This is a genomic window from Methyloceanibacter sp. (assembly GCF_050726195.1).
GTDB lineage: Bacteria > Pseudomonadota > Alphaproteobacteria > Rhizobiales > Methyloligellaceae > Methyloceanibacter.
In genome coordinates, this window is record NZ_JBOHJC010000024.1 from 14,654 (window position 1) to 41,529 (window position 26,876).

28 protein-coding genes and 1 other RNA gene are annotated in these 26,876 nt (G+C 64.8%); 11 read left to right on the plus strand and 18 right to left on the minus strand.

The genetic code is table 11. The features are described 5' to 3' along the window. The first annotated feature begins 331 nt into the window (after positions 1-331). Together ACRECX_RS14485 and ACRECX_RS14490 are read left to right on the plus strand one after the other, a co-directional pair. Positions 332-1,114, plus strand: a complete 783-nt coding sequence (locus tag ACRECX_RS14485) for a peptidoglycan recognition protein family protein (RefSeq protein WP_431559554.1) — start codon at positions 332-334, stop codon at positions 1,112-1,114. Between the two features lie 321 nt (positions 1,115-1,435). Beyond that, entirely contained in the window at positions 1,436-2,107 is a 672-nt protein-coding gene (locus tag ACRECX_RS14490; protein WP_431559555.1) for a Crp/Fnr family transcriptional regulator, read from the plus strand. 37 nt (positions 2,108-2,144) lie between these two features. On the opposite strand, the gene ACRECX_RS14495 is transcribed toward ACRECX_RS14490, so the two are convergent. The 5 genes from ACRECX_RS14495 to ACRECX_RS14515 form a co-directional block, all read right to left on the minus strand. Further along, positions 2,145-2,387 (minus strand): hypothetical protein, encoded by a 243-nt coding sequence (locus ACRECX_RS14495; RefSeq protein ID WP_431559556.1) that lies wholly within the window; start codon positions 2,385-2,387, stop codon positions 2,145-2,147. 1,428 nt (positions 2,388-3,815) lie between these two features. Further along, a complete protein-coding gene (locus tag ACRECX_RS14500) occupies positions 3,816-4,082 on the minus strand; it encodes a lysozyme inhibitor LprI family protein (RefSeq protein WP_431559580.1) in 267 nt (88 codons plus the stop codon). Positions 4,083-4,092: 10 nt separating this feature from the next. After that, a complete protein-coding gene (locus ACRECX_RS14505) occupies positions 4,093-4,275 on the minus strand; it encodes a hypothetical protein (RefSeq protein ID WP_431559557.1) in 183 nt (60 codons plus the stop codon). Positions 4,276-4,415: 140 nt separating this feature from the next. Beyond that, positions 4,416-5,678, minus strand: a complete 1,263-nt coding sequence (locus ACRECX_RS14510; protein ID WP_431559558.1) for an ATP-binding protein — start codon at positions 5,676-5,678, stop codon at positions 4,416-4,418. After that, positions 5,675-6,403, minus strand: coding sequence for a response regulator (locus ACRECX_RS14515; RefSeq protein WP_431559559.1), 729 nt, complete (start codon positions 6,401-6,403; stop codon positions 5,675-5,677). Before ACRECX_RS14515 ends, ACRECX_RS14510 begins: the two co-directional genes overlap by 4 nt. Positions 6,404-6,596: 193 nt before the next feature. On the opposite strand from ACRECX_RS14515, the gene ACRECX_RS14520 reads away from it, so the two are divergent. Beyond that, positions 6,597-7,205, plus strand: coding sequence for a hypothetical protein (locus ACRECX_RS14520; protein WP_431559560.1), 609 nt, complete (start codon positions 6,597-6,599; stop codon positions 7,203-7,205). Between the two features lie 99 nt (positions 7,206-7,304). Here ACRECX_RS14520 and ACRECX_RS14525 read toward each other — a convergent pair whose 3' ends face one another. The 3 genes from ACRECX_RS14525 to ACRECX_RS14535 are packed head-to-tail and all read right to left on the minus strand — an operon-like array spanning position 7,305 to position 9,350. Next, complete coding sequence (locus tag ACRECX_RS14525) at positions 7,305-8,150, minus strand: glycosyltransferase family 2 protein (protein WP_431559561.1); 846 nt, start codon at positions 8,148-8,150, stop codon at positions 7,305-7,307. A gap of 5 nt (positions 8,151-8,155) precedes the next feature. Next, complete coding sequence (locus ACRECX_RS14530; protein ID WP_431559562.1) at positions 8,156-8,584, minus strand: diacylglycerol kinase; 429 nt, start codon at positions 8,582-8,584, stop codon at positions 8,156-8,158. A gap of 16 nt (positions 8,585-8,600) precedes the next feature. Continuing rightward, on the minus strand, positions 8,601-9,350 hold the full coding sequence (locus ACRECX_RS14535) for a YebC/PmpR family DNA-binding transcriptional regulator (RefSeq protein WP_431559563.1): 750 nt from the start codon (positions 9,348-9,350) through the stop codon (positions 8,601-8,603). A 153-nt stretch (positions 9,351-9,503) separates the two neighbouring features. Between ACRECX_RS14535 and ACRECX_RS14540 the strand changes: the two genes are divergently transcribed. Then, complete coding sequence (locus ACRECX_RS14540) at positions 9,504-9,755, plus strand: hypothetical protein (protein WP_431559564.1); 252 nt, start codon at positions 9,504-9,506, stop codon at positions 9,753-9,755. Here the strand turns inward: ACRECX_RS14540 and ACRECX_RS14545 are convergent. The 4 genes from ACRECX_RS14545 to ACRECX_RS14560 all read right to left on the minus strand — a co-directional run bounded on the left by ACRECX_RS14545 (position 9,752) and on the right by ACRECX_RS14560 (position 11,550). Beyond that, the gene (locus ACRECX_RS14545; RefSeq protein WP_431559565.1) at positions 9,752-10,582 is read right to left on the minus strand and encodes a TIGR00282 family metallophosphoesterase; all 831 of its coding nucleotides are present in this window, start codon (positions 10,580-10,582) and stop codon (positions 9,752-9,754) included. The genes ACRECX_RS14540 and ACRECX_RS14545 overlap by 4 nt on opposite strands. A gap of 89 nt (positions 10,583-10,671) precedes the next feature. Next, a non-coding RNA gene (gene ssrS, locus ACRECX_RS14550) (6S RNA) lies at positions 10,672-10,830 on the minus strand. Positions 10,831-10,867: 37 nt separating this feature from the next. Then, positions 10,868-11,257 carry a cell division protein ZapA gene (locus ACRECX_RS14555; RefSeq protein ID WP_431559566.1) on the minus strand — a complete coding sequence of 130 codons (390 nt, stop codon included), beginning with the start codon at positions 11,255-11,257 and terminating at the stop codon, positions 10,868-10,870. Positions 11,258-11,277: 20 nt separating this feature from the next. After that, the gene (locus tag ACRECX_RS14560) at positions 11,278-11,550 is read right to left on the minus strand and encodes a DUF4164 family protein (RefSeq protein ID WP_431559567.1); all 273 of its coding nucleotides are present in this window, start codon (positions 11,548-11,550) and stop codon (positions 11,278-11,280) included. Between the two features lie 254 nt (positions 11,551-11,804). Here ACRECX_RS14560 and ACRECX_RS14565 point away from each other — a divergent pair, with 254 nt between their 5' ends. The 6 genes from ACRECX_RS14565 (at position 11,805) to ACRECX_RS14590 (ending at position 17,157) form a co-directional block, all read left to right on the plus strand. After that, a complete protein-coding gene (locus ACRECX_RS14565; protein ID WP_431559568.1) occupies positions 11,805-12,434 on the plus strand; it encodes a thiamine phosphate synthase in 630 nt (209 codons plus the stop codon). Between the two features lie 2 nt (positions 12,435-12,436). Next, the gene (locus tag ACRECX_RS14570) at positions 12,437-13,348 is read left to right on the plus strand and encodes a tetratricopeptide repeat protein (RefSeq protein WP_431559569.1); all 912 of its coding nucleotides are present in this window, start codon (positions 12,437-12,439) and stop codon (positions 13,346-13,348) included. 84 nt (positions 13,349-13,432) lie between these two features. Continuing rightward, positions 13,433-13,996 (plus strand): elongation factor P, encoded by a 564-nt coding sequence (gene efp, locus ACRECX_RS14575; protein WP_431559570.1) that lies wholly within the window; start codon positions 13,433-13,435, stop codon positions 13,994-13,996. Positions 13,997-14,095: 99 nt separating this feature from the next. Then, a complete protein-coding gene (locus tag ACRECX_RS14580; RefSeq protein ID WP_431559571.1) occupies positions 14,096-14,938 on the plus strand; it encodes an inositol monophosphatase family protein in 843 nt (280 codons plus the stop codon). A 162-nt stretch (positions 14,939-15,100) separates the two neighbouring features. Continuing rightward, positions 15,101-16,126, plus strand: coding sequence for a flagellar motor protein MotA (locus ACRECX_RS14585; RefSeq protein WP_431559572.1), 1,026 nt, complete (start codon positions 15,101-15,103; stop codon positions 16,124-16,126). Between the two features lie 2 nt (positions 16,127-16,128). Then, positions 16,129-17,157 carry a peptidoglycan -binding protein gene (locus ACRECX_RS14590; protein WP_431559573.1) on the plus strand — a complete coding sequence of 343 codons (1,029 nt, stop codon included), beginning with the start codon at positions 16,129-16,131 and terminating at the stop codon, positions 17,155-17,157. A 1-nt stretch (position 17,158) separates the two neighbouring features. On the opposite strand, the gene ACRECX_RS14595 is transcribed toward ACRECX_RS14590, so the two are convergent. Together ACRECX_RS14595 and ACRECX_RS14600 are read right to left on the minus strand one after the other, a co-directional pair. Beyond that, the gene (locus ACRECX_RS14595; RefSeq protein WP_431559574.1) at positions 17,159-17,875 is read right to left on the minus strand and encodes a hypothetical protein; all 717 of its coding nucleotides are present in this window, start codon (positions 17,873-17,875) and stop codon (positions 17,159-17,161) included. A 117-nt stretch (positions 17,876-17,992) separates the two neighbouring features. Further along, the gene (locus tag ACRECX_RS14600) at positions 17,993-19,825 is read right to left on the minus strand and encodes an ABC transporter transmembrane domain-containing protein (RefSeq protein ID WP_431559575.1); all 1,833 of its coding nucleotides are present in this window, start codon (positions 19,823-19,825) and stop codon (positions 17,993-17,995) included. A 162-nt stretch (positions 19,826-19,987) separates the two neighbouring features. Between ACRECX_RS14600 and rpmE the strand changes: the two genes are divergently transcribed. Further along, positions 19,988-20,209: a 50S ribosomal protein L31 gene (gene rpmE, locus ACRECX_RS14605; RefSeq protein ID WP_431559576.1), complete on the plus strand. Its 222-nt coding sequence runs from the start codon at positions 19,988-19,990 to the stop codon at positions 20,207-20,209. Between the two features lie 7 nt (positions 20,210-20,216). Here rpmE and ACRECX_RS14610 read toward each other — a convergent pair whose 3' ends face one another. The 4 genes from ACRECX_RS14610 to ACRECX_RS14625 form a co-directional block, all read right to left on the minus strand. After that, on the minus strand, positions 20,217-20,750 hold the full coding sequence (locus tag ACRECX_RS14610; protein WP_431559581.1) for a DUF1465 family protein: 534 nt from the start codon (positions 20,748-20,750) through the stop codon (positions 20,217-20,219). Positions 20,751-21,147: 397 nt separating this feature from the next. After that, complete coding sequence (locus ACRECX_RS14615; protein WP_431559577.1) at positions 21,148-21,339, minus strand: DUF1192 domain-containing protein; 192 nt, start codon at positions 21,337-21,339, stop codon at positions 21,148-21,150. Positions 21,340-21,464: 125 nt separating this feature from the next. Then, a complete protein-coding gene (locus ACRECX_RS14620) occupies positions 21,465-26,009 on the minus strand; it encodes an autotransporter domain-containing protein (protein WP_431559578.1) in 4,545 nt (1,514 codons plus the stop codon). 364 nt (positions 26,010-26,373) lie between these two features. Then, positions 26,374-26,876 (minus strand): autotransporter outer membrane beta-barrel domain-containing protein (locus ACRECX_RS14625; RefSeq protein ID WP_431559579.1); only part of this gene is annotated, 503 nt, incomplete at its 5' end.

Consider the following 26,876-nt stretch of genomic DNA (forward strand, 5'->3'; position numbering starts at 1 on the left):
ATACAACTTATAGGAGAATAGTCGGTCGTCGAAGGAGGCAGCGATGGCAACAAGGTCAAAAAAGTCGGCAAGCAAGACAGCTCGCAACGCAACGCAAAGCGCGAGGCCCAGAAAAGCAAAACCGGCCGGACGACAAGCATCTCGGCACATAGACGATGACGTGGATGGATGTGATTGCAATTTTCTCGAAACCGACATCACGCCTGACTCAGCGCTCCCGGCGGCCAAAGGTGGTGTGGAGTCGATTCCTCAAAGGAGCCGACGCAGCGCACGGCAATCGGCGTCGGCCCGATAACTCCAGCCCGCACATCACTTTCCGAGGAGTATGCAGATGGCCTTCTCGCTAACATGGCTTCCGCAGGTGCTACTCGATGCAGGTCTTCGGGTGGCAGAGCAACCCGGCTGGAGAACCCGCGGCCGGGGCGATGTTGGAACGGTTCGGGGTGTGATCTGTCATCACACGGCCGGCGCCCGCACAGGGAACATGCCGAGCCTCAGGGTTGTGACGGACGGAAGGTCGGGCCTCCCCGGTCCGCTCTCGCAACTCTGCCTCGCGCGCGACGGCACGTATTTTGTCGTCGCGGCCGGCCGATGCAATCACGCGGGCCGCGGCAACTGGCAAGGCGTCGCCACCGGCAACACGAGCTTCATTGGAATTGAGGCGGAGAACACCGGTTTGACGAGCGGACCGAATGCCGATCCCTGGCCTGACGTGCAGATGGATGCCTATCGACGTGGCGTGGCGGCGATCCTGAAAAAGATCAGAGCCAACGCCATCATGACCTGCGGACACAAGGAGTACGCCCTGCCTCAAGGCCGCAAGCCGGACCCGACCTTCAACATGACCGAGTTTCGCACGCAAGTATCGGCCATCTTGGCCGGCACCGCGCCCCGCCCTTCAGTCATACCGGCGGTGGATGGCGATGGCCGGCCGACTTTGGGACGCGGAGATACCGGCGCACTCGTCAAAGAGATTCAAAGGAAAGTCGGGGTCGCTCAGAGCGGCACGTTCGATGCCGATACCGAGGCTGCGGTCAGGCAATTCCAACGCGACCATGGCCTGGTTCCGGACGGGATTGTCGGCCCACGGACATGGGCGACATTATTGATGTAACCCGCCACGGACGGTGCCCGTTGCCGGGGTAAATCGCTTGGGGTCCTTCGATCGTATCTTCCTCCCAGGGAGATGCATCCGACTCCACTTGAAAGCTGCGGGCGTTCAAATATCTTAACCCCCGTGCCCGGTGAGGAACGGCTGATCCTTGGCGGCACAGGGAAGCGGTTGCAAGCCAATCTCGGATTTCTTCAAGTAACGCGAGTGGCCATGGATTGTAGAGTGAACAGCTATACTGCTAGTCCTCGAAATCTACTTTTAAGAACACTGAATGAGCACGACTTCGAGAGACTTAGACCCTTCCTAGAGCCGGTACCGCTGGTGCCGCGCCGCGTTTTGCAGCACGCGCGGCTTCCGATTGAGTACCTCTACTTCATTGAAGAGGGGCTCGTATCCGTGCTGGCGAGCGCTGGCAAGGGGAATGCCGTCGAGGTCCTTTTAATCGGGCGCGAGGGCGTGGTCGGCATCCCCGGCGCACTTGGCCTCGGCACCACGCCGCTTCGCCACGTCGTGCAAGTCGAAGGGAGCGCCGTGCGGATCCGTGTCGATGACGTCGGCCGCTTTATGGCCGAAATGCCGCAGCTACGAGCGCTGCTGCTCAACGACCTTCACGCCGCATTTCTTGAGAGTTCGCAATCGGCGGCCTGCAGTCTCAGCCATTCCTTTCCTCAACGGTTGGCGCGCTGGCTGCTTACCGCTCAGGATCGATGCGACAGGGACGAGTTGCCCGTGACGCACGATCTGCTGGCCCGCATCCTCGGGGTTCGGCGCGCCACCGTATCCGAGGCAATCAAGTCATTCGTCGGCAAGGGCATCCTTGCGCGCGTGCGCGGCGTGATCAGAATTCGAGACCGGGGCGGCCTCGAAAACATCGCCTGCCGCTGCTATCGGCCCACCCGTCTCGACGATGAGAAGCAGCAGGTGGGGCGGCGCCGGTTATTTGCCCTTCCCGCTCTTTGCTGCCTGCTCGAGGTTGAGTTACTGGCCCAATGAAGGTGCCCGGCCGAAGCCGGGCACCCGGCACGAGGTGCTACTCAACGACACCCTTGCACTTGTCGCTGTTGCGGATCTCGTCCAACGCCTTTTTGGCCAAGTCCACAGACTCATAGCCGCCGGTCTCGAGCATCGCTGTCTGACCTGCGCTTGGCGGCCCGTGAGACACCGAGCAATTCCCGACGGTGTCGACGGTCACGAACCACTTCGATTCCGTTGCCGCCCAGGCCGGAGTTGCCAGTCCGGCCACCAGCAGTCCTGCGACGAAGTATTTTTTCATGTGCGTTTCCTCCTTAGACACCAACCCCACAGCCGTCTTGCATATGTGCTTTCATCGCCGTCGGGCACCGGTGCAAAGGGCGGAATCCGTACGGTAGACGACGCAGTTTTTGCAGGCAGCCGGCTTGGTTCGAATCTCGCTCGGAGCCGCGGGCGGCGCGAGGAACGGATTTTGTAGCGCTGCGTTAGGGATTTAGGCGTAGGCTACGCAAAGCTCTTACGGGAGTGTGGGGTGCGCCCACCCGTGGGATCTCAAGGGGGAGCACCATCATGTCTGGTGCGGAGCAGACCCTCGATCCGATCGAGGCCGCTCAAGTCGACATTACCCGGTCGAAGGATCTGATCGCCTCGACCCTCGACGACCTGCGACAGCATCACAGCTGGCTCGAAGGCTACCATCGCGCCGAGCGCCGCCGGGTCCAGCGGCTTAAGCGCCAAGAGACGCTTCACCAGCTCGAGTTGAGGCGCCGGCGCACGGCTGGGACTTTGAGACAGTTTATCTTGATCTCTTGGTTCCTTGCGCGATGGCTTGTCCTCTCCTTGTTGAGGGGCAGCGCCGCCTTCCTCCTCGCTGCCTGGCGGCTCATGCGGCGTTGCGCGGTATGGACGGCCCCGAGGGCCTACGCGCTTGCGCTCGCGACCTGGAAAGCGACGGCCGCCGGCCTTCAATGGTCGTGGCGGACCTCCGTCATCCTCGCCAGCGCCGGCTTCAAGGCAGCTTCGGCCGGGTTCGTCTGGACGGTGCGAACGTCGGAGGTGGTTGGTCTCGCATTCCGAAAGCATCTCTCCGCCGGCTTTATCGTGCTTAGCGCCAAGGCTGCGATCCTCGCCGAGGACGTTCGCGAAAGGGCGGCAACCGGCTGGGCTTGGGCCGAGCGCCGGTCGCTACGCGCTGCCCTCACGCTGCGAAAGCGGCTCTCCGACGGCTGGGCCTGGACGCAGCCACGGGCGGTCGCCGCCTCACGCGCCCTCGCCGGCAATGCCCGCTTCAGTCTGGCGTGGCTCACCGACAAATCCGTGGCCTTCGGCTCCGTGACGCACGACCGAGTTTCACGCGGCCTCGCGCGAAGCCGCATCGAAGGACGGGCTCTCGCGCGGGCGATTCGCCGGACGGTACAAACCGTGTCAGGCCAGTTGACCGTGCAGAGCGCCACGCGCGCGCGCGCGGCGCAAAGGACTCTCACCACCGGTGCGGTCCGTGCCCGCGCGAAGTCTCGGCGCATCGCGCGCGCGGCTTCCCAGACGGCATCGGACGGATGGTCCTGGGTCGCCCTGCGAGCTTCGCGCGTGCTTCGGACACCGGAGCCGATGGTGCCGCTTCAGGCTGAAGCCCGGGCGTTGGTTGTAAGGCGGTGCACGGCGTTGGTGTGCGGCGAGCCGTGGCGCCCGCGCCTGCCGGCCGTTCTCGCGCCCTCCCCAGTTCGCGAAACTACCGGTCGAGATACAGCTCCCGCAGATCCTTCGTCCGCGCCTGCGTATGTTCCAAAAGGCAAGAAGAAATCGCGCCGCCGGCGCCGCCCCACCACTCGTAGAGCACCGCACCATTGCAGTCATGCTCCTTGAACTCGACCCAGGCGCGCTGGGCTTCGCGTAGCCCCTGCTTCCAGGCGTCGCGCTGCTCTTCCGTCAGGTGGTCGGCGTCATCGCCAACGCATTGACGAAACTGCTGCCTCCGACTCCGTTTCCGCCGCGCCAGCCGACACGGCTCAACTCACGTGGGGACCGCGCATCTGCTTGATCGCGGCCTGGATGCGCCGCCAGTCGGCCGCTTGGCTCTTGTCGCCGTGCCGCTCGCATTCGGCGACCTTCTGCGCCGCCTCGAGCTCGGCCTTCTCGCCGTGGGCGCCGACGAAACGCCGCGCATAATCGTGGATCTCGGTCATGTCCATGGCGTCCTCCTTGTCGAAGCGTTTTCATGCTCTCGGACGAATTCTGCACCCGCACTGAGGCAGATCAATGATGCCCTGGAAGGAGGCAGATCGCCTTAGCGCCCAAACGGAAGGCGCGGCTTTCCGGCCGCACAGCACGCCTAGTTCGGCGCCGCCGCGTCTTCGGCTCTCGGCAGCTCGACGATCTGCACGAGCCCGCCGTCCGGCCGGTTGGCGATACTGATGTTCCCGCCGGCCCGCTGCACCAGCTCCCGGGCGATGGTGAGCCCAAGACCGGCGCCGGGGATGTCCTGACGGCGCGCCGGATCGGCGCGGAAGAATGGCTCGAACACCTGATCGATCATGTCGGGCGGGATTCCGGGGCCATCGTCCTCGATGACGATGCGCGCCATGTCCTTGCCCACGCCGTCGACGCTGACCCGCGCCCGAACGCCATGGGTCGCAGCGTTGATCATGAGGTTGCGCAGCGCGCGATTAAGCTTGAAACGGCTCGCGCACACCGTGACCTCATGCAAATTCACACAGCCGACGTCGAGGTTATGGTCCTTCAGCTCCGCCGCGATATCGCCGACGAGCTTGTCGAGTCGGATGAGTTCCGGCGCGGCGGCGCCTGTCTCCTCGCGCACCAGCATAATGGCGCTGTCGGCGATGCGCTCCAGCTCGTCGAGATCGGCGAGCCACCGCGTACGCTCCTCCTCGTCTTCGACGAACTCCGCCCTGAGCCGCATGCGGGTGATCGGCGTGCGCATGTCGTGGCCCGCGGCCGCCACGAGCCGCATGCGGCTTTCCATGGCGCGCTTCAAACGCGACGACAGGGTGTTGAGGGCCTTGGCCGTTGCCCGTACCTCCGCCGGTCCGCGCTCGGGCAGCTCCGGCAGGAGCGCGTCGGGTCCCACCGAGGCCACGGCGTTCTCCAACAGGACGAGCGGGCGCACCATGCGATTGGCGGCGAATACGGCGACAGCCGCCGACCCGAAGGCAATCACCGTCAGCCATCGGGACAGCGCCCGCCACGGCGGCCCTTGCGGCGGCATGCCCGACGTGGGCATCCACAGCCATCCTTTATCCTCGATGGGAACCGAGACGATCAACGGCGCTTGTTCCCCGTCGCGCGAGATCGTCACGGGGAGATCGAGGCCTCGCGCCTTCAGGAGCTCGCGCACGGCTTCGGCCGATCGTTCGTATTGGCGGCCTGGTGCGGGCTCCGTCGCCAAGGTGACCCCTTCCAAGCCGTCCCTCCTCAGGCGAAGCGTCATCTCCACCTGCTGCGCCAATCCGTCGATCGCGCGCTCGGCGTGGGGCGGCGGCCCGAGCAGGTAATACAGCACGAGCGTCAGCAGGAAGACGACCGAGACGATGGCCACGACCAGGAGCAAAGCGAGCTTGACCCGGAGCGTGTTCACGTCGCGGCGTCCTCAATATCGACCTTGGCGGCAAGCTGATAGCCGCCGTTGCGCACCGTCTTGAGCAGCTTGGCGGGACCGCCATCACCGAGCTTGCACCGGAGCCGGCTCACCAGCACGTCGATGGAGCGGTCGAAGCCGTCGCCGTCGCGCCCGCGCGTCAGATCGAGCAATTGATCGCGCGACAGCACGCGGCCCGGCCGGTCGAGAAACGTCTTGAGCAGATCGAATTCCGCTCCGGTCAGCTCCACGTCGGTTCCCTTTGGGTCGGTCACCCTGCGCATTTGCGGGTCGGCGGTGAAGCCTTCGAAATGATAGACCTTGGCCTCGCTCGCCGGAGGGAGGGCTTCGGCCCGACGCCTAAGCACCGCCCGCACCCTGGCGATGAGCTCGCGCGGGTTGAACGGCTTGCCGAGATAGTCGTCGGCGCCGATCTCCAGCCCGATGATGCGGTCGACGTCCTCCTTGAGCGCCGTGAGCAGAATGATCGGCACGCTCGAACGCTGCGCCCGCAGGTCGCGGCACATGTCGAGACCCGAACCGTCCGGCAGCATCACATCGAGGACGATCAGGTCGATCTGATGTGTCGCCAGCTGGTCGCGCAGTTCGCGGCAGTTCGCGGCGAGCAGCACGCGAAACCCCTGGCTCTCCACATAGCGGGCCAAGAGCTTGCGGATTTCCGGGTCGTCGTCGACGACGAGTATGCGTGGGCTGGTCGAGGTCATCGGGTTCGTCCCCTTCTAGCCTCGCATGGGCCGGGCCACGAGTGCATTTTTGTAACCCAAGGCCGCCCCCTCCCGCGCCAGCAATGTTTCGACACAAAACTCGCTTCCGCGGCAACGTTCGGACACGCCGAGACTAACCAAGGCAACGAACCGGAGGTAGACCAGGGCGACACCAACATTGAGGATGCTGCAAATGAAATTCCCTGCAAAGTTCGCCCCGCTCCTCGTCGTGTGCGTGCTCAGCGTCGCCGGCCTCACCGCCGTGACTTCGGCCTACGGTGGCAGCGGGCATTCGGGCCACGGCTCCTGGTCCGGCAAGCATGGCGGCAAGCATATGTGCCAGCGCGGTTCCGGCGGCATGCACCATGGGCCTAAGCACGGCCCCGACTACCTCGCCATGAAGCTCGGCGTGATGGAGACGGAGATCGGCATCCGCGCCAATCAGATCGATGCGTGGCGCGACTTCACCGACGCGCTGCTCGCCACCATGAAGCGGCGGCCCATGGGTCCTGGCATGGGGCCCGGCGACTCCGCTGCGCCCTTCTCACTGGCCGAGGGTTTCGCCGACCGCGCCATCGAGCGCGCCGACAGCGCCGAGAAGCTGAAGCAGGCCATCGCGACTTTGCGCACCACCTTGACGGCGGAGCAACTCGACAAGGTCAAGACGATCGAGGCGCGGCTCCGTGCGCGCTTCCAGCAGCACCACGGCGGCGGCCATCACGGCATGGGGCCGCACGGCACCCCCTCCGTATCGGATGAGCCTGATGCATCCGGCGAAGACGACACCGAGGACGACGAGTAAGTCCCCCGCTAGCCGGCCTCTCCACGGCTAGTTCTTAAGAGGCGGGAGCAAGCGCGCTCCCGCCTTTTTCCTTGGCGAGCTCCGCACGGACGCCACCTGTCATTGCGCCAACTGATCCATCGGCACGGCGGTGGCGAACAGGCTCTCGCCCCATTCATGGAGCGGCCGGCCGAAATCCGATTCGGTGTGTATGCCTTTGCCCTTCCGCGCCTCCCACTTCGCGCCATAGGTCTCGTAGGGGAAATGGCGGATGTAGTAGTCGCAGGTCTCTTCCCAATGGGCGACCGACAGCGACTTGCCGTAGTGCTGGCAGTAAAGGTCGGTCTTGGTGTTCCCCATGCCGCGCGGCGTGCGCCCGTCGCCTTCGGCAAAGCCGATCTCCGGCCGGTTGCGCCACAGCATGAGAATGTCGCGCTGCTCAGGCCCGTAGAACTTTCGGAAATTCATCAGCTTCTGGTCTGAGGTGTACGGCGCGTGATCCTCCGGTGTCATGTAGGCGTCGAACAGCTTGACTCGCACCGCGTCGCAGGGATCGTCCCCTAGCCCTGCCACGAAGCCGCGCATATCGCCGGTCACGCGCTCGTCGGGATCGAAGCAGAGCATCCAGTCATGCGGCAGCTGGCGCCGCGCCATGTCGAGCAGAAGACCTCTGTGCCGCCCCTCGGCGCGCTGGCGCGCCTCGACGTCCTGCTCCCACACCTGATTGGCCACGACCAGCGCGACCTTGGGATGCGTGCGCAGGATCTCGACCGTCTCGTCGGTGCTCGCGTCGTCATAGGCGACGATCGCGTCCACTTGGCCGGCGAGGTAATCGAGCGTATCGGGCAGGAGCAGCGCCTCGTTGCGCACACGGGTGAGTGCCACGAGGAAATGCTTTTGCCCGAGCAGGCTCTCGTTGCCGGTGACGACCTGCTCAGTGTCGCGCAGTGGCCAATCGTTGGACACGTCGCTTAGAACCCGAACCGCGCCAGGATCGCGGCGATCCACACCATTGCGGCGAGCGCGATGGTGAGGAACACGCCGGCAGAGGCGAGGTCCTTGGTGACCTTGATGGCCTCGTGCTTTTCGGGATGGAGGTGATTGCACAGGCGCTCGATCGCGGTGTTGAGGAACTCGACGGCGAGCAGGAGCAGCAGGCTCCCCATCAGCGCCACCCAGGTCCACACATTGGTGGCGACGAAGAACGACACGGGCAGCGCGATCAAGGTGATCGCGGCCTCCTGCTTTATGGCCGCTTCGGTTCTTAAGCCCTCGCGGAAGCCGCCGATCGTGTTCCAGAACGCTCGCCCGATGCGCGTGAGCCCGCCCTTGCCGGGCAGGGCCGGCTGCTCGTGCAGGTGCTTGTACTCGGCGCTCTCCGTCGGCCGGGGTGCTCTCATGTGCAGCCTTTCAGGCTCACGCGGCGGTCAGCTTTTGCAGCACGTCCTCGGCCACATCGAAATTGGCGTAGACCTGCTGCACGTCGTCCAGATCCTCGAGGCCGTCGATCATGCGGAGCAGCTTCTGGCCGGTCTCCTCGTCGATCGGCACTTCGGATTTCGGCCGCCACAGGATCTGAATGGCGCGCGGCTCGCCGAAGCGCGATTCCAGCGCCTTCGCCACCTGATGCAGCTCGTCGGGATTGCAGTAGACGAAGTGCCCTTCTTCGCCGCTCTCGACGTCCTCGCCGCCCGCCTCGATCGCGGCTTCAAGCATCTCGTCGGCGGTGGCCTTGTCGATGTCGAATTCGATGGCGCCGAGCCTGTCGAAGTTGAACGACACCGCGCCGGTCTCCCCCAAATTGCCGCCGAACTTGGTGAACACTGAGCGCACCTCGCTCGCCGTGCGGTTGCGGTTGTCGGTCAGCGCCTCGACGATGACGCCGACGCCCCCCGCGCCGAAGCCCTCGTAGCGAACTTCCTCGTAGTTGGCGCCGCCCGCCTCCTGGCTCTTCTTGATGGCGCGCTCGATGTTGTCCTTGGGCATGTTCTGGGCCCGCGCCGCCTGGACCGCCGTCCTGAGCCGCGGGTTCATGGCCGGGTCCGGGAGCCCCATCTTGGCCGCAGCGGTGATCTCTCGCGCGAGCTTGGAGAACAGCTTGGAGCGCTTCTTGTCCTGGGCACCCTTGCGGAACTGGATGTTCTTGAATTTCGAATGGCCTGCCATGGTCTGATCCCTAGTCGCTGCGGGCCTTCACGGTCAAGGCCGGCCCCTTGGGCCTCCACAGGGCCTCCGGCTTATCGAAGCCTTAACCCTAATGGCCCGACAACTAAAGGCTTGGAGTCGGCAACAGGGCTCCGCGTGGGGAAGGGGGACAGCATGGCGCCGAAACGGAAAGACGCGGCGGGCAAAACGCACGACCGGTCGATGCCCACGTTGAGCCTGTCGCAACTCTGCTCCGAGGCGGCGGATCATGTGGCGAGGGCTCGCTTCGCCCTGTTCGACGAGAGCTACGACGCCGACCGGGCCCTGCTCCATCTCGACGAGGCGATCTTCTGCCTCAAGCGCATCCTGGCGCAGGGGCGATCCACGAGCGGAAGCGGCGCGCGGTCAGGTCTGCGCTCGGCCTAAGTCTCCGTCAGCCAAAACGCCGGCTCGGCTTGCGACAACCGGCCGCCGAGCCGGAGCGGCGCAATGGCGCGGGCGAGCCCCGTCGCATCGTCGACCTCGATGCCGACCCCGCAGATCGTCGCCTCCCCGAGCGAGGGCGCGAACCTTCGCGACGCGATCTTGGTGAGGAAGCGGCTGATCGGCTCCTCTTTGTCCATACCGAGAATCGAGTCGAAGTCCCCACACATGCCGGCATCGCTGATATAGGCCGTGCCGCCATTTAGGATCTGCTCGTCCGCCGTTGGCACGTGGGTGTGTGTGCCGATCACGGCGGTTGCGCGCCCGTCGACGAAGTGCCCCATGGCTTCCTTCTCCGAAGTCGCCTCGGCGTGGAAGTCGATGACCACGGCATCAGCACCCGATTTGAGCCCGCACGCCTCCAGCTCCCGCTCGATGGCACGGAACGGATCGTCGAGATCAGCCATGAACACGCGGCCTTGGACGTTGATCACGAGCACGTCGGCGCCGTTCGCCGCCTTGAAATGGCCGACGCCGCGGCCAGGCGTGCCCGGCGGGTAGTTGACCGGCCTGAGCAGGCGCTCTTGACGCTCGATAAAGATGAGCGCCTCGCGTTGGTCGAAGACGTGATTGCCGGTCGTGACGACGTCGGCGCCGGCGTCGAGCAACTCCAGGAGAATCGCCTCGGTGATCCCAAAACCGCCGGCGGCGTTCTCGCCGTTCACCACGACGAAGTCGGCACGGTAGCGCTCGCGCAGTTTCGGCAAGCTCTCCAGCACGGCCGTGCGCCCCGACCGCCCGACGACGTCGCCTAGGAAAAGGATGCGCATGGCTTGCCGCCGGTCTGCCGCCGAAGGTTCATCATCCGGCCGTGCATACAGAATTGCGGCAGAGGTCGCTAGCTTAACGGAAGGGGAGTGGCAGGGCCGCGATGGCCGTCGGAGCGTAGATCCCGGGTGTCCCTACTCAAAGTAGGTGGGCGCCGAGTGGCGGAGACCACGGTCCCCGTCAGGGTCAGCTCCCATAGGATCTTATAGGGCCCTGGAATACGTGCTCCTTACGCACCTCGCAGCCCGCCAAATGGGAATTATAATGACTCAAAGCGCATTGGACGACTAGCGCCGGTTGGCCGCACCCCCGGTTGGGCCGCCGTGCGTGAACCGCTCGTTGATAAGCTCGAGCCGATCCGCGGCGGCTCGTACCCGCGCTGCCAGGTCCGCCTGCGCTGTCCTTGCCGACTCGTCGGCCGCCGACTTGTCCCGGCGGGCCTCGGCGAGAGCGGTCTTCAACTCCTGAACCTGGCGGCGCAGGTCCCAAAGCTCGTCCGCCACCACCAGCGACGCCATCAGGATGAGCCGGTCGTCGCCCACCTGGCCGAACTTTCGCCGCATCGTGTCGACATGCGTACCGAGATATTCGGCGAGCGCGATGAGATGGCTCTCCTCGCCTTCGCTGCACTCGAGCCGGTAAGTACGGCCATTCAGAGTGACACTGACTTGTCCCATGAGGACCCCCCTCGCCAAACTCAGCTCGGCATCGCCGGCATCATATCCTTGAGCGTCACCATCACCGCCTCAAGCCGCCCGGAGACCTCATCGTTGGCGGCCTTGAGCCGCCGCACGCGGCTCCGCTCGGCGTCGAGATCGGCAAGCAACTGGTCGCGTTCATCGGTCAGGAAACGCGCTTGCTCTTTGAGGGCCGCGACTGAAACGTCGCTGTCTTCCTCAGAAAAAACCTGCCGCAGGTGGGTCTCGAGCTTGTCGAGTGCGGCGTCGAGCCGTCTGGTTTCCTGCTGCAAAGCCTCTGGTTGACTCATTGAACCCGCCCCTCCCCCCACTAGGCGCCTCAATTCCCCCAGGTGGCTTACTCTAAAGTCTCAACTGGCAGCCTGATGAGAATGTGGTTACGCCATGTTCTCTCGTCAACGACCTCCCGACAACCATCTTCTCCCGCCGAAGGTTCCAAAGATTGACAGGGCCGCGAGGCCTGTGATTTGAGACGAACGCTGTTAATGCCTGGTCAATGCGAAGACGCCGTGGAAACCCCCTGATCATGGCTGACGCCAAGCCTAGTTGCCGGCTCTATTTGCAGCTTCCGGCGCCCCTGACCGCGAAGCTCGAGGCTCAACTCGCGCAAGCCCTGGCTAGCACCACGGCGGCATGCGTTTTGCTTTGCGACTACGGGCGGCCGGACGATGACGCTAATACTGACCGCGTGATCGACCTAGTCCAGGCAGCCGGAATCGCCTGCCTCATCGACAACGATATTGCGCTGGCGGAGCGTCTCGGGGCCGACGGGGTTCATCTTGAGGCCGATCCGGCCCTCTATCGCGGCGCGCGCGAGCAACTCGGGGAAAGTGCAAGTATTGGCGCGGGTTGCGGCTTGAGCCGTCACGCCGCCATGGCCCTTGCCGAGGCGGGCGCCGACTATGTGGCGTTCGGGCCCGATGCTGGCGATATCGATGGAATCGATCAGTGTGCGGAGCTGATTGCCTGGTGGTCGGAGATTTTCATCGTGCCCTGCGTCGCCTGGAACGTCGATGACGCCGGGCAAGCGGCGCACTTGGCGCGCCTCGGCGCCGATTTTGTCGCCCCCTCCAGAACAATCTGGCAGGACGACCGCGCCGCCACCATCATCGCCGGCATCGATAATGCGATCCGCTCCGTCCGGAGGGCCGCGTGAACATGGCTTCCGTGCGGGACACGGCCTTTGCCGCCCTGTGGGCCCTGGCGATCGGGACAGGATCCGTGCGCGCCGCCGAAAGCCCCTCCTATGTGGCCTATTTCGAAGGCCGCTACCTCACCGCCCTGGAGCTCGCGGAAAAGGAGGCGGAGCAAGGCTCCAAGGAGGCCTATACCCTCATGGGCGAGATCTATTCCGGCGGCCTCGGCGTCGCCCAGGACTACGGCAAGGCGGCCGATGCCTACGCCAATGCCGCCGATCTCGGCGATCCCAATGCCCAGTTCTCGCTTGGACTCATGGTCGCCGAAGGTCTCGGCGTGAAGAAGGACCTTCGCATTGCCTCCGACCTGTTCCAGCGCGCCGCCGAGGCCGGCAATTCCGCCGCGCAATACAACCTCGCGCTCATCTATCTGCATGGCCGGGGCCGGCCTACGGACGACGTCAAGGCGGCCCAATGGATGGAGAAGGCGGGCGCCCAAGGCAACGCGCAGGCGCAATACGACCTCGGCGCGCTCTACCAGTTCGGCCGCGGCGTCCCTATCGACAAAGCGAAGGCCGCCGAATGGACCGGCAAGGCGGCGGAAGCTGGATTGTCCGCGGCGCAGGTCGAATACGGCGTGATGCTGTTCAATGGCACCGGTGTCGAGGCCGACCAGAAGCGTGCCGCCAAGCTGTTCCGGCTGGCGGCCGAGGAGGGCAACCCGGTGGCGCAGAACCGGCTCGCGCGGCTCTACGCCAACGGCGTGGTGGTCAAAGCCGATCCTGTCCAGGCCGCCAAATGGCACCTCCTCGCCCGCCAGGCCGGCGTCAGCGACTTCTCCCTCGACATCATGCTGTCCAAGCTAACCAAGAAGCAGCGCGTCCAAGCGGAGCGCGCGGTCGACGCCTGGACCTCCGGACGCCTGACCGAGTAGCAGCGGTGCGAATCCGCCGTCCCCTTGACAGCGGCCGGGCCCCACGTCTTAAAGGCGCCACCTCACTTCACATCAAGGCACCCCATGAAGATCAACGGCAACGAGATCAGGCCCGGCAACGTCATCCAGCATAAGGGCGCTCTGTGGGTTGCGGTGAAGACGAGCCACGTGAAGCCCGGCAAGGGACCGGCCTACGCTCAGGTGGAGCTGAAGAACGCCATCGACGGCACCAAGCTCAACGAGCGCTTCCGCTCCTCGGAGACGGTCGAGCGCGTGCGCCTCGAGCAGAAGGACTACCAGTACCTCTATGCCGAGGGCGACATGCTCACCTTCATGGACACCGACACTTACGATCAGATCCAGCTTCCGCGCGATTTTCTCGAAGAGCGCGCGGCCTTCCTGCAAGACGGCATGACCGTGACGGTGGAAAGCCACGAGGGCAGAGCCATCGGGGTCACGCTTCCCGGCCAGGTTACGCTCGAAGTGGTCGAGGCCGATCCCGTGGTGAAGGGGCAGACGGCCGCTTCCTCGTACAAGCCGGCCAAGCTGGAGAACGGCGTCCGCGTCCTCGTGCCGCCTTTCGTCGAAGCCGGTGAGCGTATCGTGGTCGACACCAACGAGCTGACTTACGTGCGCCGCGCCGATTGACGCTCTAGCGTCATACCGGCGAAAGCCGGTATCCAGATATTCACTCCGAGCAAGCGGCCCTGAATTCCGGCTTGCGCCGGAATGACATAGAACAGAACCATGCCTGCGTCCGCTCTGATGAACGTCATGCTCGCCGCCGCCCGCAAGGCGGGACGCAGCCTCGCGCGCGACTTCGGCGAGGTCGAGCAGCTTCAGGTCTCGCTCAAGGGCCCTTCCAACTTCGTCAGCGCCGCCGACCACCGCGCCGAGGAGATCCTCTTCACCGAGCTGACCCGCGCGCGACCAGGCTACGGGCTCCTCATGGAAGAGCGCGGCGAGATCAAGGGCGCCGATCTCACCCACCGCTGGATCGTCGATCCGCTCGACGGCACCACGAACTTCCTGCACGGCATTCCCATGTTTGCCGTGTCCATCGCGCTCGAGCGCGACGGCGAGTTGGTGGCGGGGCTGGTCTACAATCCCGCCAACCACGAGACCTTCACGGCGGAGAAAGGCAAGGGCGCCTTCCTCAATGATCGCCGCCGGCTCAGGGTGGCGGCGCGCACCGAGCTTGCGGCATCGGTGATCGGCACCGGCATCCCCCACAGCGGCCGACCCGGCCATGACGTGTTTCTCAAGGAGCTCCGCGCCGTCATGGCGGCGTCTGCCGGCGTGCGGCGCATGGGGGCCGCAGCCCTGGACCTCTGCTGGACGGCCGCAGGCCGTCTCGACGGCTTCTGGGAGCGCAGCCTGCGAGCCTGGGACCTCGCCGCCGGCATCGTGATCCTGCGCGAGGCGGGGGCCTATGTGAGCGACGGGGACGGCAAGGAGCGCATGCTGGAGGACGGCAGCATCGTCGCCGGCAACGAGACCATTCACGGCAAGCTATTGAAACTGCTGAAAGCTGCCGGTATGAGCGCCACGGCTCCGACCGCCGCACCCAAGGCGACGCTCACAAAATAGCGTCGTCCGGCGCCGCGCCAGGGAACGTCATCTCTCCCGGCCCCCGCCGGAAGAATGGGTAGCGCGAGAATATGGAGTTCTCCGCCCTGAGGTTGCCGTTTTGCCCGTCAAACTATTCGGCTAATCTCAACGCCAAATCGTCCGATTCAACGACGGCACCAGATGGCTCCGAAGCAGTACAAGACGAAACTCACGCGCCCGCAGGTTTTCCTGTGGCGCATGTCCTTGTTCCTGATCCTGGCCGTGCTGCTCACCATCATTCTCGACGGCCAGACCGGGCAGTTGCGGCGGAGCTTCATGGCCAATCCCGGCTTGAACGCGCTGATCATCGGCGTGCTCCTTGTCGGCATCGTCTATGCCTTCCGCCAGGTGCTCCGGCTCTATCCCGAGATCAACTGGGTCAACAATTTCCGCATCTCCGATCCAGGCATCGCCGTGGAGAAGCAGCCCGTGCTGCTCGCGCCGATGGCCACCATGCTACGCGACCGCGCCGGACATCTTTCGCTTGCGACCGGCTCCATGCGGACGCTGCTCGACTCCGTCGCCTCGCGGCTCGACGAGCAGCGCGAGACGACCCGATACCTTGTCGGCCTCCTCGTCTTTCTCGGCCTGCTGGGTACCTTCTGGGGCCTGCTGCAAACCGTGAGCTCGGTCGGCACCACCATCGGGGCGCTCGACACCACGGGCGGCGAGAACGTCATGCTGTTCGATCAGCTGAAGGAGGGGCTTGCCGGCCCCCTGAGCGGCATGGGCATCGCCTTCTCGAGCTCGCTGTTCGGACTTGCCGGCTCGTTGATCCTGGGCTTCCTCGACCTGCAAGCTGGCCATGCCCAAAGCCGCTTCTACAACGAGCTCGAGGACTGGCTCTCCAACATCACCGAGCTGCAATTGGCCGACGCCGGCGCCAAAGATGTACCGCCGCAACTCCGCTTCGCCCTGCTCGACATGCAGCGCTCGCTCTCCGACTTGAACGAGAAGGTCGAGCAAAAGATGTTGACCGACACGACCGGCGATGCGGTGAAGGATCTCTCCCAGGGCGTCGACAAGCTGATCAGGCAGATGCGCGCCGAGCAGAAGGTCGTGCGCGAATGGGCCGATGAGCAGGCCCAGCAGCAGCATGAGCTCGCCGCCGTGCTCCGACAGATTAGTGGCAAGCCGCCCAAAGTGCCGGCCCGCGAAGGAAGCTGATCATGGCGCTCGCTCGCGCACGCCGCCGGCAATATACGCCCAACTATTGGCCCGGCTTTGTGGACATGCTCTCCACCTTGCTGCTGGTGGTGATCTTCCTCATGGCCCTGTTCATGGTCACCAATTACATCATCACCCAGGCCGCGAGCGGCAAGGACACCATGCTGTCGCGCCTCAACCGTCAGCTGTCCGAGCTGACCGAGCTCCTGGCGCTCGAGCGCTCCAAGGGCGAGTCCGCCGAGGATAACCTCGCCGCGCTGCAGGCGACTCTGATGGACAAGGACAAGGAGACCCAGCGCCTTACCGGCCTCCTCGGCGAAGCGAGCGGCCAGACGGAAGGCGCCGAGGATCGCGCGGCGGCCCTCGGTACCAAGCTCGACGAGCAGAGGAAGATCACCGACGATGCGCTCGCCAAGGTCGAGCTGCTGAACCAACAGCTGGCGGCGCTCAGGCTCCAGCTTGCTGCCTTGAATGAGGCACTCGAAGCCTCCGAGGCGAAGGACAAGGAGAGCCAGGCGAAGATCGCCGATCTCGGCCAGCGGCTGAACGTGGCGCTGGCCAGGAAGGTGCAGGAGCTTGCCCGCTACCGCTCGGATTTCTTTGGCAAATTGCGCGAGGCCTTAGGGACCCGCGAGGACTTCCAGGTGGTCGGCGACCGCTTCCTGTTCCCTTCGGACGTGCTGTTCGACACGGGCTCTGCGGACCTCAAGCCTGAGGCCTTGCCTCAGCTCGACAAGCTCGCCGCGGCACTCAAGGACATCGAGACGAAGATTCCTTCTGACATTGCTTGGGTGATGCGGGTCGACGGACACACCGACATCAACCCGATCGTCACGCCCCAGTTTCCCTCGAACTGGGAGCTGTCGAGCGCGCGGTCCATCTCCGTCGTGCGCTACCTCATGCAACAGGGCATCTCGCCGGAGCATCTCGTGGCGGCCGGCTTCGGCGAGTTCCAGCCGATCGACGCCACCACGAGCGACGAGGCATTGGCCAAGAACCGCCGCATCGAACTGAAGCTGACTGAGCGCTAGGTCAGTCCTGATGGAAAGCGCCGATCGCGGCGAGCGCCTCCTTGCCGGTCGCATCCTTGAGCCCGCTGAAGGCAGCCTTGGCGAAAGCACGGACAAAGCCCACATCGCTGTCGTCGAGATGCCGCACCACGCGCGGCGCGACTTCAGCAAGAACCGCTATGCGTTCGTGCACCCAGCCCCTTGGTAGATCGTCGATCACGAGACAGCAAAGCGTACGCTTTATGGTCGTACTGAGCTTGTATTGCGTGTCAAACCAGCCCGTCCCCCGAATCAGCTGATTATATCTTTCCTCGTCCGACTCATTCGCCAACGCTGCACTGGTTACATCAGCAATCAGCGTTGCGAGACGCAGTACCGCATCCAAGGAACGTCCTATTTCTGAGGCGAACCGGACGACGTTCCTATCGCCCAGACGAACTCGCGCGTCCGGATTGGTGACCGATATGGAGCCCGCCCGAAAATAGGTATTCCCGATCCTCTCTGCAGCCTTAGTCCAAGAAACGAAAACAACGACATCCTTGACGCCATAGCTCGCGGCATCCTGAAGTTGCGACGTATCGAACACGTGATCGAGAAGAACCCGGACGACAGGGTCGCTTTGACGCGGCATTATGGCCGTACTTTCGCTATCCTGAGCAAGAGATGCGAACTTACTCGCGCTGCGGAGCACGTCTCCAAGCCGCTCAAGTAGCGCTCTCGATGGATCGCTTCCGCTCATTCAGGTCTTATAACACCGACCTGCGATCCATTTAGGCGTCAATCCCGACTTGATCCGGAACTCACCACCGTCGCGGATCAACAACCCGGCAATGACCGCGTGAATTTCTGCGGAAAGCTACTCCGCCGCATCCGGGGCGAATTGAAGCTCGGCGAGGCGGGCATAGACGCCGCCTTTGCGGAGCAGGGTCTGATGCGTCCCCTCCTCGACCAAGCCCCCGCGGTCGAACACGAGGATGCGGTCGGCGCGGACCACGGTGGAGAGGCGATGGGCAATGACCAAGGTGGTGCGTCCCTCCATGATCTTGTCGAGCGCCTTCTGCACCAAGGTTTCGCTCTTGGCGTCGAGCGCGCTCGTTGCCTCGTCGAGCAGGAGGACCGGCGCATTGCGCAGCACCGCGCGGGCGATGGCGATGCGCTGGCGCTGTCCTGCCGAGAGCGTGACACCGCCCTCCCCTAACATCGTATCGTAGCCCCGCGGCAGCGTCTCGATGAACTCATCGGCGAACGCCGCCTTGGCTGCTTCCTCGATATCGCGCCGGCTCGCACCTTCCGCGCCATAGGCAATGTTGGCGGCAATCGTGTCGGCGAATAGCGCCGTCTCTTGCGGCACCACGGCGAACCGCGACCTGAGCGCCTGAAGGTCCGCCTCGTCCACCGGAACGCCGTCGACCTCGACCCGGCCGGACGTCGGATCGTAGAACCGGAGCAGAAGCGCGATTACCGTGGTCTTGCCGGCCCCTGAGGGGCCCACCAGTGCCACCCGCTCTCCCGGCTTGACTTGGAAACGGACCTCGTCGAGCGCGCTCATCTCGGGGCGCAAGGGATAGGTGAACGAAACATCCCGGAAGGCAATCTCGCCGCGCGGCGGCTCCGGCAACGCCTTGGGGTGCGCCGGTGACTTGATGTGAGATTGCACCGTGAGCAACTCGCCAAGCCGCTCCGCCGCGCCGGCGGCTTGGGCCACCTCGCCCCACACTTCGCTCAAGCTGCCGACCGCGGCGGCGGCGAGCACCGCATAAAGCACGAACTGGCCCAGCCTGCCGCCGGTCATGGCGCCGGACAGCACATCCTGCGCGCCGTACCACAACACGCCAACGACGGTCGCGAACACGAGGAAGATGGCGATGGCGGTCAGCCCGGCGCGCGCCTTTGCCCGCGCTCTGGCCGCGTCGAACGACCGGTCGACCGCCGCCGCGAACCGCGCCGCGGTCGCGGCTTCATGGGTGAAGGCCTGGAGCACCTTCACCTGCCCGAGGCTCTCGCTCGCGTAAGCCGACGCCTGCGCCAAGGTGTCTTGCGCGTGGCGCGACAGCGCCCTGACCGAGCGGCCATAGGCCACCAGCGGCAGCACGATGATGGGAATGGCGATCAACACGGCGAGCGACAGCTTGGTGCTCGTCACCACCATCATGATGACGGCGCCAACTAGCAGAAGCGTGTTGCGGATGGCTTGGGAGATCGCCGTACCGGCGGCGGCCTTGACTTGCGTCGTGTCGGCGGTGAGGCGCGACATCACCTCGCCAGAATGTGCCACCTCGTAGAATGCGGGGCTCAAGCCCGTCAGGTGCTTGAACACGTCGCTGCGGATATCGGCGACCACGCGCTCGCCGAGCCAATTCACGCAATAGAAGCGCGCGGCGCTCGCCACCGCGAGGATGACGCCAACGCCGATCAGGGTGAAAAAGTAGGTGTCGATCAAGTCCGGCTCGATCCCGGAGAAGCCGAGATCGATCATGCGCCGCACGGCAAGAGGAACGGCGAGCGTGGCGATCGCCGAGACGACCAGCGCGAGAAACGCAGCCGCCAGCATGCCCTTGTGGCGCAGAAGGTAAGGCCTGAGACCGAGCAGCGGGCGCAAGGAGACGCGCCTCGCCTTCGCCCCCTCAGGCTCCACCGGGACGGAGTTCTGCCGGCCGTGGCGGTCCGAAATGTCGCTTACGCGTTGCACCAGAAATGCCCAGCTAGACTTTGCAGTTGGCCGACTTTAAGGGCCCGGGACCCGGGCGCAAAGGCTTTGTGCCGCGCCTTTCCGGCGCAGTCTTGTGCCGCCGGCCCAGTTCCAGTATAGGCTCCGCTCAACCAAACCCGCGGGATTTACAAGGCTAACGCCATGAAGAAGGACATCCACCCCGATTACCACCGCATCAACGTGGTGATGACCGACGGCACCGAGTTCGTCACCTATTCGACCTATGGGGCCGAGGGCGACACCTTGAAGCTCGACATCGATCCCAAGACCCACCCGGCCTGGACCGGCGGGGGGCAGCATTTGATCGACCGTGGCGGCCGTCTGACCCGCTTCAAGCGGAAATACGAAGGTTTCCTGAAATAAGCGTTGGCTACTTGGCGTCGGGGCCGAACGCTTCCCTCAAGCGCGACAGCTGCGTGCTCAAGGGATGGAGGCCCTCGCCGGCCACGGGCGGCTGATTGAAATCGAGCATCTGATCGAGGCGGATGACCCGCTCCTGAAGCTTGACGCTCTGTTCGATGAGGTCGCGCAAGCGCTCCGGCAGCACGCCGAGGTCCCGGCTCGGCTCCGCGCCCATGGCTGGCAGCTTGATCTTGCGCTGCTCCTCGATGGCCTGCTCGGGGGTCAATTCCCCCTCGCTCACCGCACGCCTTATCAATAGCCAAGACGCAAGCTGCATTAACCGCGTCGTCAGCCGCATGCTTTCCGTGGCGTAGGCGAGCGAATGCGGCGGGCGGAGCTTGCGGGCCTCTTTGCGGCCGTCGCCGTCGAGATAGGCGGCCGCGGCCTCGACCAGCGCCATGCCTTCGCGGAATACGGTCTTGAACTGATCGGAGCGCGCGAATTTCGCGCCGAACGAGACGGTCACGCCCTCGCGCTCATCGTTCTTCGACTTCCCCGCCATTACCCCACTCCCCGTCACACCCGTGCCGGCGGCATAGTATGCCATGCGGAGGCTCTGTCGTCGCCTTCGAGTAACAAAGGTTAAACGCCTCGAATCCGGCCAAAAAAAGAGCCGCCAAGCGGCGGCTCAGGAAGTTAACAGGGAGGCGTCAAACAGAGTGGAACAGGCCACTCAGATCCAGAGGACTGGATAACGCTGACCCTACAAGCGAAGTCCTAACAACGGGTTAACGCTAAGGGCCGATTTACCTAAAGGATCGGTAGCCGCGAAAAGGCGGCGCATCGTGGCGCGCGATGTGGCGCGATTGGCGGGGGATTGGCGCAATTGACGGGCGAATTGGCGCGAATGGCGGACGATTTGGCGCGCTGAATTTCCCGCCGCGTCACGCGTGCGATTTTCAGCGCTTGAACGCCGCCTCCGCCGCGCTCTTCGACGACTGCTTGGCGCCGAGCACCTGCTCGACCCGCGCGATCTCCTCCTTGAGGGTGGCGATCAGCGCCTCGAGCTCGGCGACCGAGTGCTTGGAGAGGTCCTGGCCGAGCTCGTGGGTCTTCTTCTTCGGCGGCGGGGCGATGTCGTCAAGGTCCATGTGTGCATCTTACCACCAGGAATCAGAAGTCAGTAAGTGGTAGCCCGGGTGAAGCGCAGCGGAACCCGGGGCAGCCTGTCAACCGCTCCCGGATTTCGCTTCGCTCCATCCGGTCTACAAGCTGATCAGAACAGCCAGGTGACCCGGCCCTTGACGGCGTTGTCGGTGACGCCGTCGCCGAACTGGCCCGAGTAGGACACGCCGGCGGTGGTGTTGGTGCCAAGCGCGAAGTCGAGGCCCGCGTCGACCAGCGCCGTGTCCTCAGCGAGCGGCACGCCCTCGATGGCGAAGCCGATGCCGGTTGTCGCGAAGGCAAGCGCGGCACCGGGGGTAACATCGTCAAACGCGTGCTGCCACGCGGCGGAGACATGCGGCGTGACCAGCATCGAGCCCCAATGCATGGTCGTGGCGGCGCGCAAGCCAAGGGTCGAGTAACCGACATCTTGGTCCGTGCTGCCGCGCAAGCTCGCCAGCGCCCCGCCATGCTCGCGGAAGTTCTCGCCATCGATGGACACATAAGCGAGTCCCGCGAACGGCTCGATTGCCATGCCGCCCATCGCCATCGGATAGGCCACCTCGCCGAAGATCTGGCCTGTGTCGGCGTCATACGAAGCGTTCTGCCGCTCGAAGAAGCCCGGGAAGATCACGGCGCGGGACGTGTCGATATCGTTCCACGCGAAGGCCCCGCCGCCCCTGAGCGCAAGCGGCCCCGCCATGCCACCGAGATAGCCGGCAAGCAGGAAGCTCTCCACATCGGCGGTGCTGTAGCGCTCACTGACGTCGACATTAGCGAACGAGGCGCCGGTGGCGAGGCCTACTCGCCACGAACCTGAAACTTGTGCATCCATGCCGGACACGAAGCCGCCGAGATCGCGGTCCGCAGTCGCCGCGTTGCCGTCGCCGTCGAAATCGCCCCAGGCGCCATAGGCCCGCGTCCAGAAGGCGAGCGGTTGCCCGTAAGGCGCGGACGCACTACCGAATGACCTATCAGTGCCAAGCGTCATCGCGCTCGCATCGAGGCTCGCCACCTGCGGTCCTGCCGCCGCCAGCGACGCGACTTGCGTATTGCCGCCGCCGGTCGCGTTCGCCTGCATCAGCCGCCCAAGGATTGCCTCGCGCACATAGCGGCTGTCGTCGGCGAGCACGCCCGAGAGGGTCGCGTGGATCTCGCCCGACAGCGCGTCGAACGCCATCCGCGCGCCTTCCACAGTTTGATTCAAGACCGCGAGGAACAGCGCGTTGGTCGTGGGGAACTGGTCGAGCGCCAAGCCCACATTGCATTGGTTGCTCGTCAGCGCCACCGAGCAGAAGCTGATCGGGCCCGGCCCAGGCCCAGGTCCAACCGTGCGTAACAAGGTCAACACCACATCGTTGCCGTCGCCACCCTTGTAATCGACGCTCGGCGTGAGGAAGGCGAGATTGGTGGTGGTCTCGGCGAACCTGCCCTTGACCCTGTCGTTGCCGTCATTGTCGACGATGAGATATTCGGTCGTGAGATTGTAATTGCCGTTCGCGGCCAGCACCCGCAGCACCGAGCCGGTGAGATTGACCGTGCCCCTCACGATCACCTGGTCGCCCTGGCCTTGCGCGTTGACCTCCACCTCGTAGACCGCGCCGGCCTGGAGCGTGAAAGCCCCGTTCACCGTCATCGTGCCGATCGAATTGCCGGGCGCAAAAATGCCGCCGCCGCCGATGGTCGTCGTCCCCACCGTGCCGGTGCCACCGAGCGTGCCGCCGTTCACCATGAATTCGGTGTTGGGCAGGCTCCCATTGACGAACAGCTCGCCGCCATTGACCGTGAATTCCGGAATGGTCGTGTTGGTCCCGGTCAGGGTCCACTCGCTCCCGTCTTGCTTCGTGAAGGTATCGAAGCCGCGATATTGCGCCGCCGGGCCGATGCTCGACACATCGAAGCTCGCCGCGCCATTGCCGCCGAGCACGAAACGGTTGTTGCCGGGCAGCCCGGTGAGGACGAGCCCGTTGATAACGGCGCCGGGATGCAGCTCGAGCCTGGCGCTGCCGCAGCACTGGTCGAACGAGATCGCCCCGCCGCCGCCGCCGCCGCCGTTCACCGTGCCCGCCACAGTGACGTTGCCCCGGCCCTCCATGATATCGATGGCGAAATTGCCGGCGCCAACGCCGTTGCTCGTCACACGGCCCCCGGCTTCCACATTAATCGTGACCGGGCCGCTGAGGTTGTAGGCGTAGATGCCGTCACCAGCGCCGCCCGTGACGTCGCCCCTCACGGTGATGGTGAACGCTTGGCCGCTTGTGCTGGTGGCCCGGATGCCGTCAATGCCGCCGGCGACATCGCCGTTCGTGGTAAGGGAGAACGCCGCGTTGCCGTACTGGCCGGCAAGAATGCCGAAATTGGCGCCCGTGACGCCCTCGGTGGTGATGCTGAGTGGGCCGGTGCTGGCGGCGTCGTTCCGCGCAAAGATGCCGGTGTCATTGGTGCCGGTGACATTGCCACGGGCGATGAGGGTCAGCGCGCCTTCGCCGTAGTTGCGGGCACTTATGCCGCAGGTGCCGCCGGTGACATCGCCATTGGCGGTGACGGTCAGCGCGCCCGTGCCAGAGTTGAAGGCAAAGATGCCGGAATCTCCGCCGGTGACACTCGTGCCGGCGCGGGTGGTCACGCTGAGATCGCCGGTGGAAGCGGCGAGGTTTTCCGCACGGATGCCATCGCTCAGGTTGCCCCTAACATCGCCGTTGGCAGTGACGGTCAGCGCCCCGCTGCCGGCATTAGCGGCAAAGATGCCGTAGTCGTTCCCGAGGACATAGCTGCCGGCGCCGGTCCTGACGCTGAGGGACGTGGTGCCCGCCTCGTTCACCGCATTGATGCCGTTCATAGAGATGCCGGTGACATCGCCGTTGGCGGTGACGTTCAGCGCGCCGTTGCCGGCATTGCGGGCAAAGATGCCGCGAATGTCGCCAAGGACGTCGCTGCCCGCGCCCGTCGTGATCGTGAGGCTTGTGCCCTCGTTCACCACATAGATGCCGTCCGCGGAAATGCCGGTGACATAGCCATTGGCCGTGACGCTGGTTGCCCCGCTGCCGAAGTTGTGGGCGAAAATGCCGTGGGTACCGCCGGTGACCGCGGTGCCGAGGCCGGTGGTGACGGTCAGAGCGGTCCCGGCGGGTGCGCCGCCGTCGCCGTTCAGAGCGAAGATGCCGATGGTGGCCGTGCCCTCGACATCGCCATTGGCGGTGACGCTCAGCGCCCCGCTGCCGTTATTGAGGGTGTAGATGCCATAGGAACCGCCGGTGACACTGGTGCCGAGGCCGGTGGTGACGGTGAGGTCGGTGCCGGCGGGGGCGAGGTTCGTGCCGTTCCGTGCAAAGATGCCCCTGGAGCCGGTGCCCTCAACATCGCCATTGGCGGTGACGGTCAGCGCGCCGCTGCCGTCATTGCCGGCAAAGATGCCGCGAATGTCGCCAAGGACGTCGCTCCCCGCGCCGGTCGTGATCGTGAGGCTTGTGCCCTCGTTCACCGCATAGATGCCGTCCGCGGAAATGCCGGTGACATAGCCATTGGCCGTGACGCTGGTTGCCCCGCTGCCATAGTTGAGGGCGAAAATGCCGTGGGTACCGCCGGTGACCGCGGTGCCGAGGCCGGTGGTGACGGTCAGAGCGGTCCCGGCGGGTGCGCCGCCGTTGCCGTTCAGAGCGAAGATGCCGATAGTGGCCGTGCCGTAGACGTCGCCGTTGGCGGTGACGCTGGTTGCCCCGCTGCCATAGTTGCGGGCGGCAATGCCGTAGGTACCGCCGGTGACACTGGTGCCGAGGCCGGTGGTGACGGTGAGGTCGGTGCCGGCGGCGACAATGCTCGTGCCGTTCTGAGCGTAGATGCCAGTCAAGGCCATGCCCTCGACATCGCCATTGGCCGTGACGCTGGTTGCCCCGCTGCCATAGTTGCGGGCGAAAATGCCGTGGGTGCCGCCGGTGACCAGGGTGCCGAGGCCGGTGGTGACGGTAACAGCGGTCCCAGCTTGTGTGCCGGTGCCGCCGTTCTGAGCAAAGATGCCGGTCAAGACCGTGCCCTCGACATCGCCATTGGCGGTGACCTCCAGCGCGCCGCTGCCAAAGTTGCTGGCATAAATGCCGCGGAGACCGCCGGTGACCGCGGTACCGGGGCCGGTGGTGACGGTAAGAGCGCTACCAGCGGGCATGATGAAGTCGCCGTTCAGTGCAAAGATACCGAAGAAACCGGTGCCCACGACGAAGTCGCCATTAGCGGTGATGCTCAGCGCTCCGCTACCGGCATTGAGGGCATAAATGCCGGAACTGCCGCCGGTCAGATTGCCGTCGGTGTCGACCGTCACGCTGCCCTGGTTCCCGGCCGGGATGTCGGCCCCGGAGCGGATATAGAGGGCGGTGTTCGCTGCGGTCAGGCTCGAAGCATACTCGTCGAAATAGGACAGGGCGCCGTCGCCGGTGATGCTGAGGGCGCGAGGGTCACCGGTATCGACGCTGAAGCCATAGAGGGCGATGACCTCGGCGTTGTTGGCAATGACGCTCTGTTGGGTGAGCACGCTGTCGGAGCACTCGAAGGTGGAGCCGCCGACATTCACGCAGCCCTGCCCGTAGGCGCGGCCGCCATAGGTCAGCGCGCCCACGAGCATCGTGCTCGTCAGCAATACACGCCGGCGCAACGACTTTGCGTCCAACCCCACCCCCCGGGGGCGCCTGTGTCGCACGTGGGCGCCAATCCAGCTTCGTCAGGCTCCGACTGTCGTACACGGACGAGAGTCGGACAATCCCACACGAGATGTGTGGCTGAGAAATTGGAGGGATTCTCGCGCGTTGTTGCTGGTGGGATACACAGGGATCGCGGCTTTTGGACTGAGCGCTAAAGCCGTTGGGACTGAGCGTTACACGGCTGTGCCCGGAGGACACAAGCGCGTCGCCGCTCTGCCGCCTGCGGCAGTAGCCGTCACAGGAATCAGAAGTCAGTGATCAGAAGTCAGATTGAAGATTGGGCACGTCTGACTTCTGACTTCTGATTTCTGATTTCTGATTTCTGAACCCCGATCAGAACAGCCAGGTGAAGCGGCCCTTGACGGCGTTGTCGGTGACCCCGTCGCCGAATTGGCCGGAGTAGGACACGCCGGCTGTCGTGCGCTGCCCAAGTGCGAAGTCGAGGCCCGCGTCGACCAGCGCGGAGTCCTCGGCAAGCGGCACGCCGTCGATGGCGAAGCCGATCCCGGTCGTCGCGAAAGCAAGCGCGGCACCGGGGGTAACATCGTCAAACGCGTGCTGCCAGGCAGCGGAGACATGCGGCGTGACCAGCATGGCGCCCCAATGCATCGTCGTGGCGGCGCGCAGGCCCAAGGTCGAGTAACCGACATCTTGGTCCGTGCTGCCGCGCAAGCTCGCCAGCGCCCCGCCATGCTCGCGGAAGTTCTCGCCGTCGATGGACACATAAGCGAGTCCCGCGAACGGCTCGATTGCCATGCCGCCCATCGCCATCGGATAGGCCACCTCGCCGAAGATCTGGCCTGTGTCGGCGTCATACGAAGCGTTCTGCCGCTCGA